The sequence below is a fragment of the Lysinibacillus sp. GW823-FHT02G10 genome, from assembly GCF_058797135.1.
The window spans coordinates 297245-312688 of the sequence record NZ_JBXAJI010000005.1; the positions used below are offsets into that span (position 1 = coordinate 297245).

The window sequence follows — 15444 nt, forward strand, 5'->3', positions numbered from 1 at the left end:
CTACCTTATACAGATTCTTTAAAGTTTGTTAAAATGGCATCTAAATCGCCAACCACCTTCTCGAACACATCAATTTTTGTATGAAGCAATTCCAAGATTTTCTCTTCAATTGTATGTTCAATGGCAAGATTATAAATATGGACATCATGCTCCTGTCCCAAACGATGGACACGACCAATACGTTGCTCTAGCTTCATTGGATTCCAAGGTAGATCATAGTTGATTACATGATGACAAAATTGAAGATTTATCCCCTCTCCACCTGCCTCGGTAGCGATGAGCACCTGTGCTCTTTCTTTAAATAGGTGCTTCATATAATCTCGTTTACTTTTATTAAACTTACCATTAAATAGCACACTTGATATGCCATTAGAATGTAAATACCATTGTAAATAAATTTGCGTAGCACGATATTCTGTAAAAATAATAACCTTGTCATTTGCTTGTTTAACAATTTCCAATGTCTTTTCCGCCTTTGAATTCACTTCCAAGGTCATTAATTTAGTAATAATTGCTTCAATTTCTTGTGGTTGTACATGATCATCTAGCATATTCGTTAATGTTAATGCCGTAGCTTCCTTGCTACTACACATTTCTTTTTGCAACGTAATTAATGAAAATGACCCTGTGTTTTGAAGGTTGCCAAGCATTTCATAAACTTCTCTTTCTTCGTCCGTAAATGTAATCGGTACAATTTGAACACGACGATTTGTCCAATCAATCCCCGTATCTTCCCTACGATTTCTTACCATTACCTGATTAACCAACTCTTTTAAATAATCATCATGTTCTAAATCATGCTTGCTAGCAGAGAAAGCCGATTGGAAGGCATCATAATTACCAAGATGCCCAGGCTTTAATAAGGAGATTAAATAATACAATTCAAAGATATCATTTTGAATAGGTGTGGCAGTTAATAATAAGCAGAATTTTTTCTTTAAGCCTTGTACAAACTCGTAAATTTGTGTTTTATTATTTTTTAATTTATGTGCCTCATCAATAATTATCATGTCATAATCCTGCTCATAAATGCGCTCTCTATGTGGACTCTTTTTTGCCGTATCCATACTCATAATAAGGACATCATAGCGCTCTATCGGGCAATTTTTTTTATATGCGACGGCAGGAATATGAAATTTTATATTTAACTCTTCAATCCACTGATTAATTAAAGAAGCAGGTGCTAAAATTAATGCTCTTTTCACAAGACCTCGAATAAGGTATTCCTTTAAGATTAAGCCCGCTTCAATTGTTTTACCTAGCCCCACCTCATCAGCTAAAATAGCTTTCCCATTCATACGTTCAATAACTGTTTCGGCTGCTTCTAACTGGTGTTTCAAAGGTTGTAAATTAGGTAAATACTTTGTAGCCTGCAATCCTGTAAAATCAGGAATTAGTTTCATTTTCACAATATCATAGTTCATCTTGTACAATGTCCAGCTATCCCATTTTTCAAGATGATTTAATCGATCGATAAAGCCCTCTTCCCACTCGGACGACCTTTCTATTTTCATGATCATCACCCCATGTCATTTTTTCTAGTTTAGGGTGTCCAAAAAAGGAAAAGCTATGTTATTTCTAGATGAAAAACACCTAATGAAAGTTATTTTTTCATTAGGTATTTGTTAATTCATATATTTACGGAATTGTTTTGGAGATTTTTTCAGCAAATTCTTTAATGATAAATGAGAGTTTCTCAGGTACATTTTAGATTTTTTGAGTTGACGAACATTTTTTTCTCTAATAGATAGACTCTTTATTAAAATGTTTCGCGATATCCATGACAATCATATTCTCTGTATAATTTTCTTATATATACTCCATAATCAGCGTTATGTTTTCTTTTTTATATTGATAGTCCATCAGAAGTATTTCTTCTAAAATATACATCAAGACAAAAAGAAAGGAACACCAATAATATATTAGTGCTCCTAAAATCGATTATTTTAAACTTTCCTGTAATAGCTTACGATTACGTTGTTTGAAAATATCATTATGTGAGGAAACGATACCTCCCTCAGAAGCATCAGGTTGAATATACTTCTTCGCACTATTCACTGCATGAAGTGCATCATGAAAGGCTGCTGCAATTAAATGAATTTTACCATCATGGCTCAAAATATCACCCGCAGCATAAAGGCCTGGGATCGATGATTCACTATTAATCGTACCAGCGATAAAATAATCATTTTTGCGCTCAATGGCTAATGGACTATTATCTAACAATTCTTTATCACGCACATACCCATGACTAATAACAACTTCATCAACAGGAATTTCTGTTACAGTCCCAGTTTCATGATTTGTTAAAGCAATAGCTTTAATCATTCCTGCTTGATCGTCTGCAATCAGCTTAGTAATTTCCGAATTGAAATGGCATTCGATCGAACTATTTGCAAGCTCTGTAATTTGAGCCTCATGTGCAGACAATGTATCTTTTCGATAAGTTAAATAGACCTTGGATGCTACCTCCGTTAATTCTAATGCCCAGTCTACCGCTGTGTTACCACCACCAGAAATAATAACTGCCTTATCTTTAAATTTTTCATAGGATTTAATTGTGTAATTTAAATTAGATACTTCAAAGCGTTCAGCCCCCTCAATTTCAATTTTTTGAGGATTTAGGATGCCACCACCAATAGCAACGATAACTGTTTTGGAATAATGAATATTCCCTGACTCTGCTGCGATGACAAATATACCATCTTCATTTTTAGCAATGGACAGCACTTTTTCATTTGTATAAATAGAAGGATTAAAGGTTAAGGCTTGCTCAACTAATTGTTTAATTAGTTGCCCCCCTGATATAGGCGTTACACCTCCCACATCCCAAATCATTTTCTCTGGATAAACATGAATTTTACCGCCTAGCTGTGGTTGTGATTCAATTAGCTTGGTTTTCATTTCACGTAAACCACAATAAAAGCTTGAATATAAACCCGCTGGCCCACCACCAATAATGGTTACATCATACAATTCTTGTTCTAACAATTCCTAACACACCTTTCATTTGGTCATTACTATCTCAACAATTGGACTAGCTCGTACTGCATAACAGCTCAATCGTAAATGTCTAAATGTAAATATTGCTTTGGAAAATCCTCCTTAACTCCATTATACGATAATGATAATCATTATCAAATAAAATTATAAAAAATGATGATATTAAATTTATGTATTTGTCCATAAAAATTTTCATCATTATGCTTTTGCACTATTCATTCTAAAAGCAGATTATACGTTTTACTTACTTTTTGATACACTATTGGAAAAAAGATCGAGGGCACAATGAAAAGAAAAATCTTTATATTACATGAAATCTATGGAGTTAATCATTTTATTGAAGAACAAATACAAATATATAGCGATGAGGACACTGCCGTTTCCCTTATTTCACTTTATCCAGAAGGGCTTTCCTTTCCATATGACCAGGAAAAACAAGCCTATGACTTTTTCTTACAGACAGTTGGCTTTGATGCTCCTCTTGAGTTGCTTTCACCAAAAATATTGGAGGCTTGTGAAAACTACAACGAGGTAATATTAATTGGATATAGTGTAGGTGCAACTTTAGCCTGGAGATTAACTACACTCCCCCTACACCGTGTTATTTGTGTATATGGCTCACGGATCCGCCAATACCTTGATAACATTCCATCTTGTCCAACTTTGGTTGTTTTACCTAGCCATGAAGATAGCTTTGATATTCAATCATTGAAGGATACTCTTGTAAGCATACCGAATGTTCAAATCAAACAATTTCAAGGCTTACATGGCTTTATGGATGCCTTTAACTCAAACTACTGTCAGTTGAGCCACTCGCAAGCACTCAACGACATTCAATACTTTTTACAAGCTAGCAAGCTATAGGAGGAATAAACGTGGAACAAAATATTGATATTCAGGTTGATCCATATATTGAAGCAGGCAATGTTATTTATCCAAGCTTCCATCTTTCTCTACAACCTGGCACGATTATAGGCATCTATACAGATGTTTCCAAAATACATACATTAATGCAATGGTTTATGAAACGAGATGATACGTATACTTCTTTTCGTGAAAGCTCGTTATATGAGCGACTCACAGCGCGCGAGTATATCCAGTTCATTTTAAAGCTTTTTAACCGTCCAACTAATGAATCAGAGAACATATTGAAGCTTTTTAAACTTACTGAACAAAAAAACAATAGAATTAGTAAGCTTTCTAATAGTGAAAAACAGCGATTAAAACTATTGAATATGTACCTACATCCGGCATCTATTCAAATTTTAGAAGAACCCTTTCAAAATATAGATGAATTTTCAAAGCAAACTATCCAACAGTTATTAAAAAATCTCGCAAAAGAGCATAAAATTATCATTTTATTATCAAATAATCTAGAAGACTTAATGGTTGCAAGTACAACTATACATCGATTAGATGGGGCAGACTTACATACTTTAGACGTAAAAGAGGGTAGCCTTGAGCAAGCTCCAAAGCCTCTTGAAGATGCACCAATTCGACTAGATAAAATCCCAACAAAGAAAAATGAAAAGATTATTTTATTTAATCCACCCGAAATTGATTATATTGAAAGTGTTGAAGGAGAAGTATCTATTTATGTAGCAGGTGAAGGTTATCCATGTACTCTATCGCTAAATGAGTTAGAGCAAAAATTGACACCATTCGGCTTTTTTAGAAGCCATCGTTCTTATATTGTGAACCTACAAAAGGTTCGAGAGATTATTACTTGGACACGCAATAGCTATAGCTTAGCACTCAACAGTACAGAAAAGACAGTTGTTCCACTGTCGAAAAATAAATTGGCCACTTTAAAGGAAATACTCGGAATTTAGTAGATTTCCCAGGAAATAATCGACTCCTGTCACCTTTAATAAAATTCCATTAAAGGTCCTTTTTCTGCCATTCACATGATTTTTACTGTGAGCCTTACCCTTGTTGTTTATAGTGTAGACATCAACAACAAACAGGAGGTTACACATGAACGCAGTGATTGATGTGCAACATTTGAAAAAAATTTTTCATAATGAAACAGCATTACAGGATGTTTCCTTTACCATTAAAAAAGGGGAAATATTCGGCTTTCTTGGCCCAAGTGGTTCTGGTAAAACTACTACAATTAAAATATTAACCGCACAAACAGATAAATCGGCTGGTAATGTTCTATTATTTGGGCAGCATGCATCTGAAATGAAGCAAAGTCAAAATCGTAAACGTTTTGGTATTTTAACAGATAATAGTGGCTTGTATACGAGACTATCAATTGAAGAAAATTTAATACTTTATAGTAATTTATATCAGCTATCTCAATCCGCTGTAAAAGAAGCTTTGGACTTTGTCAATTTATATGCAGAACGTAAGAAAAAGATCAGTCAGCTTTCCAAAGGAATGATTCAACGTGTTACACTTGCTCGTGCAATTATGCACAAGCCCGAATTATTATTTTTAGATGAGCCTACTTCTGCTTTGGACCCAGTAAATACACAACATATATATAATGGCTTACGAAAATTAAATGCTATGGGTACAACAATTTTTTTAACAACACACGATATGAGCGAAGCAGAAATACTTTGTGATCGTGTTGCTTTCCTGCATAAAGGGAAAATCCGAGCAATCGGCGCTCCAAAAGATCTAAAAAAAGAATTTGGCTCTGACACTATTACAGTAGAGCTTAAAAATGGTGAACAGGAAATTATAGAAAATGGTTCTCAAGATGCAGAGAAGTTATTTCAATGGATGCAATCCGATCAAGTTACACGTATCTATACAAACGAGCCAACACTAGGTGACATTTTTATGCAAATAACAGGGAGTGATTTAGTATGAATATTTCAATGACACGTATTCAAGCTATATTGATGAAGGATTATAAGGAATTCTCACGTAACTATGCCGTATCAACTATGGTATTACTACCACTTATAATGGCGTTTTTATATAATCAATTAGGTGCAAATACTATTAGCATGTATTTTCTACCAATTAACATGACATTTTCCATAGTGACTACTTACGTACAATGTAGTTTAATTGCAGAAGAAAAGGAAAAAAACACTCTTCGCAGTCTTATGCTCTCCCCTGCCTCACTTGGAGATATTTTAATTGGTAAAAGCCTGTTTGTTCTAATTGTTACAATTGTATCTGTAACAATGGCTATTTTTCTAGTTGGCTACGAACCTGCAAACCTTTTTATCTTAGCAATTGCATTATTGCTTTCTGCTGTGTTTTATATTGCTCTAGGTACAATATGTGGTTTATTTGCTAAATCTATTATGGAAGCATCTATTATTGTGTTGCCTGTAATGGTTATCTTCTCATTTGGTCCTCTGGCCTTAGCTCTATCTTCGGCATACCCAATCTTAAAATTAGCTGAATGGCTACCAAGCTCACAGTTATTACTTTTAGCAGAGGCGTTAGAAGGTAAGTATTCTATGGCAGATGTTCTTATTCCTATGATTACGATAATTGTATGGTCTCTTCTTTCTTGGATTTTCGCAGCAATTATCTATAAAAAAAGAATGGTCGATTAAAGACCATTCTTTTCTTCAGGTAATAATTCCTTCTCCCGTTTTTCAATTTCCTCTAACGTATCTGCATACCATACACCGACAAATCTTGAAGGGACGGACTCCTCAAAATAATCACCATCATAGAAAGATAAAGGAAATAACATACCCTTTTCTATATATTTCTTAATTGTTTGATAGAAATGATCATTCTGTTGTGGGCTTTGTGCTGAATAGGAGCTAAATTTATTGATGGGCTTTCCTAAAGCATCATGAAACATCAGCATTGAGGTTGAACCATTTTGGCGGAAATTTAAGTCTATTGCTTGAACATCACCAGCTTCCGTGACAATTAAATCAAAGCCTGCCACACCTACAAAGCCTTCCTCAACGCCACGTTCCATAATATGCTTTCCTACTTCAATTACTTTTTCGGGTACTTTATCTACAATGATATTCCCTTCGTAAATGCCGTTATCATCCGTAATTTGCTGGGAAGCTCCTAAGTATTGAATCCCTAGCTCCTCTGAGTAAACAAATTGACAGCTATAGTTGTCCTTTGTCTGTAAAAGCTCCTCAATAATTATACTTTCAGTTCCTGTCATGCGAAATTGTCGTAAACCTTCCGTCAATTCATCTTTATTATGACAAATGGTAACGCCATATCCTCCCGAGGTTGGCGAATCATCACCAGGCTTTAATACTACAGGGGGCTGCCAATTTTTAATGGCATCTGAAAGTCTATACGTCTCCACATTTAGACGACTTGGCACATATTTACTATCGATTAAATGATCAATATAAGCTTTTGTATTCAACTCATTAAATTTCTCCGCATCCATCCAATAACATTGACGATCCATATGCTCCAGGTCGTGTATATATTGACATACAATGGTCTTCCCTTCCTTACACCAAGTTTGGATCTGTGCCAGATATTCCTCTTGAGTCTCATAGCTATAAGGCTGTTCTACCCATGGTAATCCTGCTAATTGATGAAGCTCTTGCGCCTTTTCTGTTTGTGTTGCTCGATGTACTAGCACGGGGATATCAGCAATAGCAACTTCTCTTGAGGTTAAAGCATCTAGCTTATGAGGATCATCCATCATCCACGGATTATCGCTATACGGTGTTCTTGGTGTATACACAGCATTATCACCATAAATTTGTCTTAACGTGTATTTAGGTTTCAAGTAGATTACCCTCTTTCAATTTTTCGGTACTCTACTCTACCCTCCCCTTTATTTTTTGACACTTTTTATAAGAAAAAAGGGTTTTACGGGTTATATAAATCCCTTTTTATACCTATTAACATCCCAATTGCACTAGTAGACTTTCTAAATGCTTTTTCACCTGTGGCCATTCTTCTATTGTAATGCTATACATAACGGTATGCCTAGTTGTCCCATCTTTGCGAATCATATGGTTACGCAATATTCCCTCTTTTGTAGCACCAATTCGCTCAATTGCCTGTTGAGAACGAATATTTTCATGATCCGTTTTTATTTGTACACGTTGTAAATGAAGATGCTCAAAAGAGTATCGTAATAGCAAATACTTACAATTAGTATTAATAGCTGTACGCCAGTATGCGGGTGTTAGCCATGTATAGCCAATTTCTAATCGCTGATGCTTGTCATCAATATCCATAAAACGTGTAGACCCGATAATGTCCCCTGATTGTTTATCCACAATCACAAATGGAAATTCTGTTTTTTCGTTTTTTGCCTTTAATGCGTTTTCCACAAATTTATTCACATCTTCCTTTTCTTCTATGGTTGTGGACATATGTGACCAAATTTCTGGATAACTTCCTGTCTCTAAAATTCCTGGTAAATCGCTCAATTCTAAAGGCTTTAGTTTAACCACTTCATTTTCTAATGTTATAAATTCCATTACACTTCACTCCTTTTTACTTATTTAACGGTAAAATTGATATGATATATATAACCAATTACTAAAAAATCAACCATACCAGAGGAGGAGGAAATTATCTGGAGCTCTCCATTATATTTACAGGCAATCTAGCGAAATACATTCAAATCTATGAAGAAATAAAGCATAAGATTATTACTAAAAAATTACTTGCTCATGAACAACTGCCTTCTAAACGAGCTCTCGCCCTAACATTGAATGTGAGTGTACACACCATAAAGGAAGCCTATGAGCAGTTACTTGCAGAAGGCTATATTTATAGTAAAGAGCGTTCTGGTTATTTTATTGCGCCCTTTGAATTTGATTGGCTACAGCAAGTACCCCGGCATGTATCTGTTCCAAGTAACAATATCCCTAACAATATACAATTTGATTTTACAAATGGACATGTGGATAACGAGGCTTTTCCCTATGCTGCTTGGCACAAGCTTATAAAAAAGCATTTTAATAGTAACAACTTATCAACAAGCCCTTGGGAGGGAGAGACAACTTTACGCACAGAGATTGCCCGCTATGTAGAGCGTTCTCGTGGGGTTAGCTGTGATGCTTCACAGGTATTTATATACAGTGGTACACAAAGCCAGCTTCAGGCTCTTTGTCATTTTCTTGGGTCTGCGATACGCGTTGGGTTAGAGGAGCCAGGATTTAAAAGAGTGCGTGCCGTTTTACAGCAATGTGGATTGTCCACAGAGGCGATTCCTGTGGACTATTCAGGGGTTACACTCCCTGCAACACCAATTCACATGTTATACACAACACCTGCTCATCAATTTCCATTAGGCATGATTATGACCATAGAAAGAAGAGTGGCATTGTTACAATGGGCTAACTCGAACGCGGGGCTTATTATTGAAGATGATTATGATTCCGAATTTCGTTATAAGGGGCTACCAATCCCGTCTTTAGCAAAAATGGATCAGCTTCAGCGTGTCATTTATTTCGGAACATTTTCAAAAACATTGCTTCCATCCTTACGCATTAGTTATATGATCCTTCCAAAGTCTTTAGTAGTGCCGTTTATGACTTTTCATTCTGAGCAAAAATCGGTTGTCTCCAAAGTAGACCAACTTGTCTTAGCAGACTTTCTTGCACAAGGTCTATTCGATAAGCATTTGGCAAAAATGCGAACAATCTATCGTAAAAAACAACAAGCATTATTGACCGCCATCTCTTCACATTTTTCAAATGAATTTCAAGTAATCGGTGAAAAATCCGGACTTCATATAGTCATCAAGCTACCACAACATCTCACCGAGAGTAGAGCGATCCAGCTTGCTCAAGAGGTAGGGGTTCAAGTCTATCCATGCTCTACCTCCTATCAGAATGGAACAAATGAAACCATGATCATTATAGGGTATGGTGGACTGACACTTCAGCAAATAAATGAAGGAATTGCACTCCTTGCGTCCGTTTGGCAATAGCATGTGATTCATTAGTTTGTCGAAATCTCATTTAAATAAAGCGAAACTTTATATAGTTTTTTTCGTATTTAAAGTTAAATGGACACATAAGGGGATAAGACAATAATGGAGAATCGAGAGTTATTAGAGCAGCATTTACAAGAGATTCAAGTGTGGGAAAAAGATCAAAAAGATTTATGGTTTTGGGAGAAATTAGGGAGAATACCATTTAAATTATTAGATAAAGTGACACCTGCCTTTCTCCAAAATAAAATTGCTTTATTGGTAGATGAACTAGGCAATTATATTCAGTCCGGTGGAAAGTATTTAATCAATGAACAAGCCATGATACAAAAAATTCGTGACCATTCTTCCACTCAGCATATTATAACTATATCTGATATTGGTCAGGTTCCTTTAGAGGACATGATCTCCCTCAGTGACAAATTACAAAATGAACGTGTGAAATTTGCTACTGTACAAGGAGCCTCTACTGGCTTTGGAGGCATCTTTACTTTAGCTATTGATATTCCAATGATTTTAGGGACTGCACTAAAAACTTTGCAAGAAATAGCAATTATTCATGGCTATGATCCGAACGATAAAATGGAACGTATTTTTATTGTAAAATGTCTACAATTTACCTCTGCTGATATTGTTGGTAAAGAAGCAATCTTACAGGAGCTTTCTACTATAAATAGCTCAAAAAAGGCTTCAGATAACATGATTTCTCAGCTTCAAGGATGGCAGGAGGTATTTTACACATACCGTGATCAGCTAGGCTGGAAAAAGCTGTTTCAAATGATCCCTATCGCAGGGATGGTTTTTGGAGCCTATGCTAATAAAGGCATGATTCAGGATGTAGCCGAAACTGGTATTATGCTTTATCGTAAAAGACGTATTTATGAAAAACTTACTGAACTAGATTGTTGATCGACAAAAGATGACACTCCAAATATGGGTGTCATCTTTTTTGTGCTTTATATTTTAATAAGTATTTTTCCTTGGTGCTGACGACTTTCCATAAATTCATGAGCCTTTTTCATTTCCTCTAAGGCAAATATTTTAGCAATTGGCACCTGAAAACTGTCTTCGTTTACTAAAGAGAAAATATCCTGCGCCACCTGTTGTAACAGTTCTGGCTTCAAAGCTCTTGTCGTACCTAAGCTAAATCCTTTTATATTGCGGCAGCTATTGTGTAAATCTGCTGTTTTTATATTTCCTGCTCTTCCTCCACTATTCCCGAATTGGACAAGAGTGCCATAAGGCGCTAAACAAGTTAAACTCTCCTCGGTGATAGCTCCTGCAATAGAATCGTACACAATATCAACACCCTGACCCTTTGTAAGTTCATTGACATTTGTACTAAATTGATCATATGTAAGTACATGATCCGCACCAAGCTGATAAACAATTGGGGCTTTTTCTAAATTACTCACCGTACCTATAATCTGTTTAGCTCCGAGCCTTTTGGCCATTTGGACAAGCATTGTCCCTACCCCACCAGAAGCAGCATGAATTAAGACGGCATCCTGCTGACCAATGGCCGCTATTTGATGTGTTAACATATATGATAAAAATAAAACTGTCGGTACAGCTGCTACCTTCTCGATTGGTACCCCACTAGGAATTTTAAAAACTAGTTGTTCCTTTGCTACTACAAATTCTGCATAAGCACCGTTTTTCGGGAATGCGATAACTTGGTCACCCTTTTGAAAACCACTGCTATCATTAAAAACTTCTTCAATTACCCCTGCAACATCTAAACCAAGAACCATCGGAAAATTTGCTTTAGCTTTATTACCTGTGCGATTTTTAATATCTGCAAAATTTACGCTTGTATGGGTTGTCCTTATTAAGACTTCACCCTCAGAAATAGTCGGTTTTGGACAATCAATAAAAGTTAAAACATCCGATGTACCAAATTCATTGATAATAATAGCCTTCATAAATTTCTCCCTCCTTGCTATGGTAAAATTATATACTATATATAGAAATGATGGAGGAATATTCATGAAAATCAAACCTAAGCACGCCATGTACAATGGTATATCCTACAATTTTTTTGATGGAACAAGCGATAAGGTATGTTTTATGCTCTCTGGCACGGGCTATACCTATGATAAACCTATACTTTATTATTCTACGGCATTACTGTTAGAACTTGGCTATGATGTCGTCCAAATCAATTATACATTTGAGCAACAGCAATTCGAACAGGACTCCCAAGCCATATCAAAAATGGTCTATCGTGTTGCCAACCCTATTGTAGAAAATAGCTTGCAATCAAAGCCTTATAGAGAAGTCGTTTATCTAGGAAAATCTTTAGGTACTATGCCTATTGTCGATTATTATATGCAGCAGACTCCTTCTATTCCTGCTCGTTATGTACTTTTCACCCCATTACTTTCTCTTCAACATACAATGACAAATCTATTAGACAAACATGCATTTTTAGCAATTGGTACAGCGGACCCTCATTATTCACAGGAGAAGCTAGCGCAACTTGCTACCCTTCAGCTTGCTGTTTTTGAGGACCTTAATCATTCACTTGAAATTCCTTTGAATGCTGTTTTATCCATACAGCACTGCCAATCGCTGATAACACAATTAAAAATCTTCCTACAAAATAATTAGTAATATTTTTATAGTACTATTTACCAAAATCGTGTACATATGCTACACTAGCAAAAATACATTGAAGAGAAGAGTAAATAAGGCTGTTCTTCCCAGAGAGCTCGGATTGCTGAAAACGAGTAAGAACGAATTATTGAAACAAGCCTCGGAGTAGCGCATTGGATTTTGTTTGAATGATGGTGCGACGGGAACTCCCGTTATAGAGTTACAGTATAAGCATAGGCTCTATGCCGTACTGAAAAGGCTATTATGGTGACATAATAGTGAACTAGGGTGGCACCACGTGAGTATATAAATTCTACAACCTCGTCCCTAAGACTAATCGTCTTGGAGGTGGGGTTTTTTATTTTGCAAATCGTCACTTTGCTTAAGGAGGAATTTATATGAGAAAAGCTTTAGAAAGCTGGCGTTATCCTGCCATCCTATTATGTAGTATTGGTGTTTCAAGTGTTGGCGAATGGATTTATTTTATCGCCTTAAATTTAATTGTGTTAAACCTCACAGAATCTGCTCTGGCTGTCTCTGGATTGTATATTGTAAGAGCGATCTCTTCCTTGTTCACTAATTTTTGGTCAGGAAGCCTAATCGATCGTTTTAATAAGAAAAAGCTAATGATTTTTCTAAATTTGGTTCAATCTATACTCATTGTCATACTCCCCTGCTTTTCTAGCCTCTTGTGGATGTATGTCCTTGTTTTTCTCATTACAGTAGCTAGCTCTATGTATCAGCCGACATCTATGACTTATATCACTAAGTTAATTCCTGTCGAACAAAGGAAACGTTTTAATGCATTACGCAGCTTACTCGACTCTGGTGCATTTCTAACTGGACCAGCAATCGCAGGTTTCTTGTTCACAGTCGGAACACCCTATATGGCCATATATTTAAACGCGATTGCTTTATTTCTATCAGCCTGTATAACGTTCAAAATGCCGAACATTGAAGCCCTTGAAAAATTTATTAATCGTACAGAAAAAGCATCCCTTTTTCGAGTATTGCTTCTGGATTGGCAAATGGTCATACGCTTTAGCTTAAAAAATTCCTATGTTATGGTAGTCTATTTGTTGTTTAGTGCTATCATCATCTTGATGACAGCTACTGATTCTTTGGAGGCTGCCTTTGCAACACAGATATTAGCTTTATCCGAAGGAGAATATGGGATTTTAGTCAGTATCGCAGGGGTAGGTGTTTTATTTGGCTCGCTAACCAACTCTGTTATTGTTGAAAAAATACCAACTTCTTGGTTAATAGGTATGGGGTCTCTCGTAACAGCACTGGGCTATTTAATATTTACCTCATCCTTTTCCTTTCTTATAGCTGCTATAGGTTGCTTTGTATTATCCTTTGCAACTGCCTTTGCGAATACAGGATTTTATACATTTTATCAAAATAATATTCCCTCTGAGAGCATGGGTCGTATAGGAAGTATTTATGGATTTTTTGAAGCACTTTTTATTATTATTTTTACTACTATTTTTGGGATTTTCGCTGAATGGATTACTATACGCTCAGTTGTCATTAGTGCATCCTTTATGATGGCATTTGTAGCTGTCATTCTACTATGGCTAAATATAAAACCTTCGAAAAGCCACTATTATAAAAGGTTGATAAGTAGCAAGCAACAGTAATCTCACTTTTCATATAAAAATTAACCATCTAATGTCTACTAATTACTGACATCAGATGGTTTTTATCGTAATAAGCAATCTTATATATATCCTAATTCAAAGGATAGCTGCTGTGCAGTTTTAATGACTTCCTGTGTTATACTTTCTAATTTTTCAGCATCTGTATCATATTCAAAGCACTCTGCACTAATGGCTGCAATTATTTGTTTATTTGAATCAAATATAGGTGCTGCTATGGATACTGTCCCCTTTGTTTTTTCTCCAACGCTTATGGCAAAGCCTTTTTCTCTTACATCATTGAGGCTCTCTATCAATTTTTCTTTCTCAGGCTCCTCAAGTTGTTGGAAAAATTGTTGCTGTACATCGCTTTTAGAAAACGCAAGTAATACTTTATTTGGAGCTCCTATAGGATATGGAATTTTTTCACCAATCATATCAATAATACGGACATTTTTAGGACTATCAATTCGATCAATAATAATGGATGCAAACTGTTTAGCAATACTTAAATAGATTGTTTCTCGAACATCATATGCAAGGTTTTCTAATAGAGGATGCGCTTTTTCTCTAATATCCGTCTCATGATACATTTTCATGCCTAGTTGCAGCCATGTATACCCCAATCGAAATTCTTTTTTATTCTCATTTCTCTCTACTAAATCAAAACTCTCTAATGTATATAATAATCTGTAAATTGTGCTAGTAGGCAAGTCTGTTTCATTAAAAATTTCTTGCACAGTAAAAAAACGCTTCGGATGCTTCGCCAGTATATTTATAACTAACATTGCTCTTTCGATTGATTGAATCATTACAATTACTCCCTTTCATTTCCCCATATGATCACTATCTTAAGGTTTTTATAGATCCATTTAGCTTTTACTAGGATCATTATGAAATTAAAATTCATGCAAATTATCAAATTTTTATGTACCTTCAATTTTTTACATGTAGCCCTGCTTTTAAATGTAGTTTCATTTTATTTTAACTAATTTTTATGCATATAAATAGATGCTACATGAAATATATACATAGTTCCACTCAATTAGCGCAGAAAATTACGAGTATTCACAAAAATTCAAATTGACAATTTGTTGTTTTGCATTTACGATGAATTTATATTCCACTATGTAGATTTAATTTCATATAGTGAAAAATATATAACGGTAAAAATATGTATTTCTCTACTAATTATTTATTTATATCATCTTAAAAATAAAAAATTTTTCTATAAAAGGAGAAAAAATCATGAATACTTTTATGTGGGATACACCCGAAAAACTACGTGCCCTATTATGTGAACTTGTGAGCTGGGAAAGCCGAACATTAACGGAGGGT

14 protein-coding genes and 1 other annotated feature are annotated in these 15444 nt (G+C 35.4%); of the genes, 8 read left to right on the forward strand and 6 right to left on the reverse strand.

Annotated elements, in window-relative coordinates:
* Positions 1 to 5: 5 nt before the first annotated feature.
* Both AC1RFD_RS16985 and AC1RFD_RS16990 read right to left on the reverse strand, forming a co-directional pair.
* A complete protein-coding gene (locus AC1RFD_RS16985; RefSeq protein WP_048393198.1) occupies positions 6 to 1520 on the reverse strand; it encodes a DEAD/DEAH box helicase in 1515 nt (504 codons plus the stop codon).
* Positions 1521 to 1941: 421 nt separating this feature from the next.
* Positions 1942 to 2991: an NAD(P)/FAD-dependent oxidoreductase gene (locus AC1RFD_RS16990; protein WP_066038409.1), complete on the reverse strand. Its 1050-nt coding sequence runs from the start codon at positions 2989 to 2991 to the stop codon at positions 1942 to 1944.
* A 297-nt stretch (positions 2992 to 3288) separates the two neighbouring features.
* Here AC1RFD_RS16990 and AC1RFD_RS16995 point away from each other — a divergent pair, with 297 nt between their 5' ends.
* From AC1RFD_RS16995 to AC1RFD_RS17010, 4 genes are all read left to right on the forward strand, one after another.
* Positions 3289 to 3867 (forward strand): dienelactone hydrolase family protein, encoded by a 579-nt coding sequence (locus AC1RFD_RS16995; protein WP_492475112.1) that lies wholly within the window; start codon positions 3289 to 3291, stop codon positions 3865 to 3867.
* An 11-nt stretch (positions 3868 to 3878) separates the two neighbouring features.
* On the forward strand, positions 3879 to 4835 hold the full coding sequence (locus tag AC1RFD_RS17000; RefSeq protein ID WP_259949206.1) for a LytTR family transcriptional regulator DNA-binding domain-containing protein: 957 nt from the start codon (positions 3879 to 3881) through the stop codon (positions 4833 to 4835).
* 145 nt (positions 4836 to 4980) lie between these two features.
* A complete protein-coding gene (locus AC1RFD_RS17005) occupies positions 4981 to 5829 on the forward strand; it encodes an ABC transporter ATP-binding protein (protein WP_492475113.1) in 849 nt (282 codons plus the stop codon).
* Positions 5826 to 6533 (forward strand): ABC transporter permease, encoded by a 708-nt coding sequence (locus AC1RFD_RS17010; protein WP_048393188.1) that lies wholly within the window; start codon positions 5826 to 5828, stop codon positions 6531 to 6533. Before AC1RFD_RS17005 ends, AC1RFD_RS17010 begins: the two co-directional genes overlap by 4 nt.
* Here the strand turns inward: AC1RFD_RS17010 and ldmS are convergent.
* Positions 6530 to 7702: an L-aspartate--L-methionine ligase LdmS gene (ldmS, locus tag AC1RFD_RS17015; RefSeq protein WP_066038405.1), complete on the reverse strand. Its 1173-nt coding sequence runs from the start codon at positions 7700 to 7702 to the stop codon at positions 6530 to 6532. The two genes, AC1RFD_RS17010 and ldmS, sit on opposite strands and share 4 nt — an antisense overlap.
* 115 nt (positions 7703 to 7817) lie before the next feature.
* Positions 7818 to 8405, reverse strand: coding sequence for a GNAT family N-acetyltransferase (locus AC1RFD_RS17020; protein WP_492475114.1), 588 nt, complete (start codon positions 8403 to 8405; stop codon positions 7818 to 7820).
* Positions 8406 to 8503: 98 nt separating this feature from the next.
* Between AC1RFD_RS17020 and pdxR the strand changes: the two genes are divergently transcribed.
* Complete coding sequence (pdxR, locus tag AC1RFD_RS17025) at positions 8504 to 9865, forward strand: MocR-like pyridoxine biosynthesis transcription factor PdxR (RefSeq protein WP_048393185.1); 1362 nt, start codon at positions 8504 to 8506, stop codon at positions 9863 to 9865.
* Positions 9866 to 9970: 105 nt separating this feature from the next.
* Positions 9971 to 10777 carry an EcsC family protein gene (locus tag AC1RFD_RS17030; RefSeq protein WP_259949201.1) on the forward strand — a complete coding sequence of 269 codons (807 nt, stop codon included), beginning with the start codon at positions 9971 to 9973 and terminating at the stop codon, positions 10775 to 10777.
* A gap of 47 nt (positions 10778 to 10824) precedes the next feature.
* Here AC1RFD_RS17030 and AC1RFD_RS17035 read toward each other — a convergent pair whose 3' ends face one another.
* The gene (locus AC1RFD_RS17035) at positions 10825 to 11793 is read right to left on the reverse strand and encodes a quinone oxidoreductase family protein (protein ID WP_103117341.1); all 969 of its coding nucleotides are present in this window, start codon (positions 11791 to 11793) and stop codon (positions 10825 to 10827) included.
* A gap of 64 nt (positions 11794 to 11857) precedes the next feature.
* On the opposite strand from AC1RFD_RS17035, the gene AC1RFD_RS17040 reads away from it, so the two are divergent.
* Positions 11858 to 12481, forward strand: coding sequence for an alpha/beta hydrolase (locus AC1RFD_RS17040; RefSeq protein ID WP_048393179.1), 624 nt, complete (start codon positions 11858 to 11860; stop codon positions 12479 to 12481).
* A 52-nt stretch (positions 12482 to 12533) separates the two neighbouring features.
* Positions 12534 to 12798: a binding site (T-box leader), on the forward strand.
* A gap of 66 nt (positions 12799 to 12864) precedes the next feature.
* Positions 12865 to 14109: an MFS transporter gene (locus AC1RFD_RS17045; RefSeq protein ID WP_048393177.1), complete on the forward strand. Its 1245-nt coding sequence runs from the start codon at positions 12865 to 12867 to the stop codon at positions 14107 to 14109.
* A gap of 80 nt (positions 14110 to 14189) precedes the next feature.
* On the opposite strand, the gene AC1RFD_RS17050 is transcribed toward AC1RFD_RS17045, so the two are convergent.
* Complete coding sequence (locus tag AC1RFD_RS17050) at positions 14190 to 14918, reverse strand: IclR family transcriptional regulator (protein WP_259949191.1); 729 nt, start codon at positions 14916 to 14918, stop codon at positions 14190 to 14192.
* Positions 14919 to 15444 lie beyond the last annotated feature (526 nt).

Excerpts from the sequence above, each read along its gene's own strand:
- AC1RFD_RS17035 (WP_103117341.1), bottom strand. The coding sequence starts at position 11,793 with ATGAAGGCTATTATTATCAATGAATTTGGTACATCGGATGTTTTAACT.
- AC1RFD_RS16985 (WP_048393198.1), bottom strand. The coding sequence starts at position 1,520 with ATGATCATGAAAATAGAAAGGTCGTCCGAGTGGGAAGAGGGCTTTATC.
- AC1RFD_RS17050 (WP_259949191.1), bottom strand. The coding sequence starts at position 14,918 with ATGATTCAATCAATCGAAAGAGCAATGTTAGTTATAAATATACTGGCG.
- AC1RFD_RS17005 (WP_492475113.1), top strand. The coding sequence starts at position 4,981 with ATGAACGCAGTGATTGATGTGCAACATTTGAAAAAAATTTTTCATAAT.
- AC1RFD_RS17045 (WP_048393177.1), top strand. The coding sequence starts at position 12,865 with ATGAGAAAAGCTTTAGAAAGCTGGCGTTATCCTGCCATCCTATTATGT.
- AC1RFD_RS17010 (WP_048393188.1), top strand. The coding sequence starts at position 5,826 with ATGAATATTTCAATGACACGTATTCAAGCTATATTGATGAAGGATTAT.
- AC1RFD_RS16995 (WP_492475112.1), top strand. The coding sequence starts at position 3,289 with ATGAAAAGAAAAATCTTTATATTACATGAAATCTATGGAGTTAATCAT.
- AC1RFD_RS17040 (WP_048393179.1), top strand. The coding sequence starts at position 11,858 with ATGAAAATCAAACCTAAGCACGCCATGTACAATGGTATATCCTACAAT.
- AC1RFD_RS17030 (WP_259949201.1), top strand. The coding sequence starts at position 9,971 with ATGGAGAATCGAGAGTTATTAGAGCAGCATTTACAAGAGATTCAAGTG.
- AC1RFD_RS17020 (WP_492475114.1), bottom strand. The coding sequence starts at position 8,405 with ATGGAATTTATAACATTAGAAAATGAAGTGGTTAAACTAAAGCCTTTA.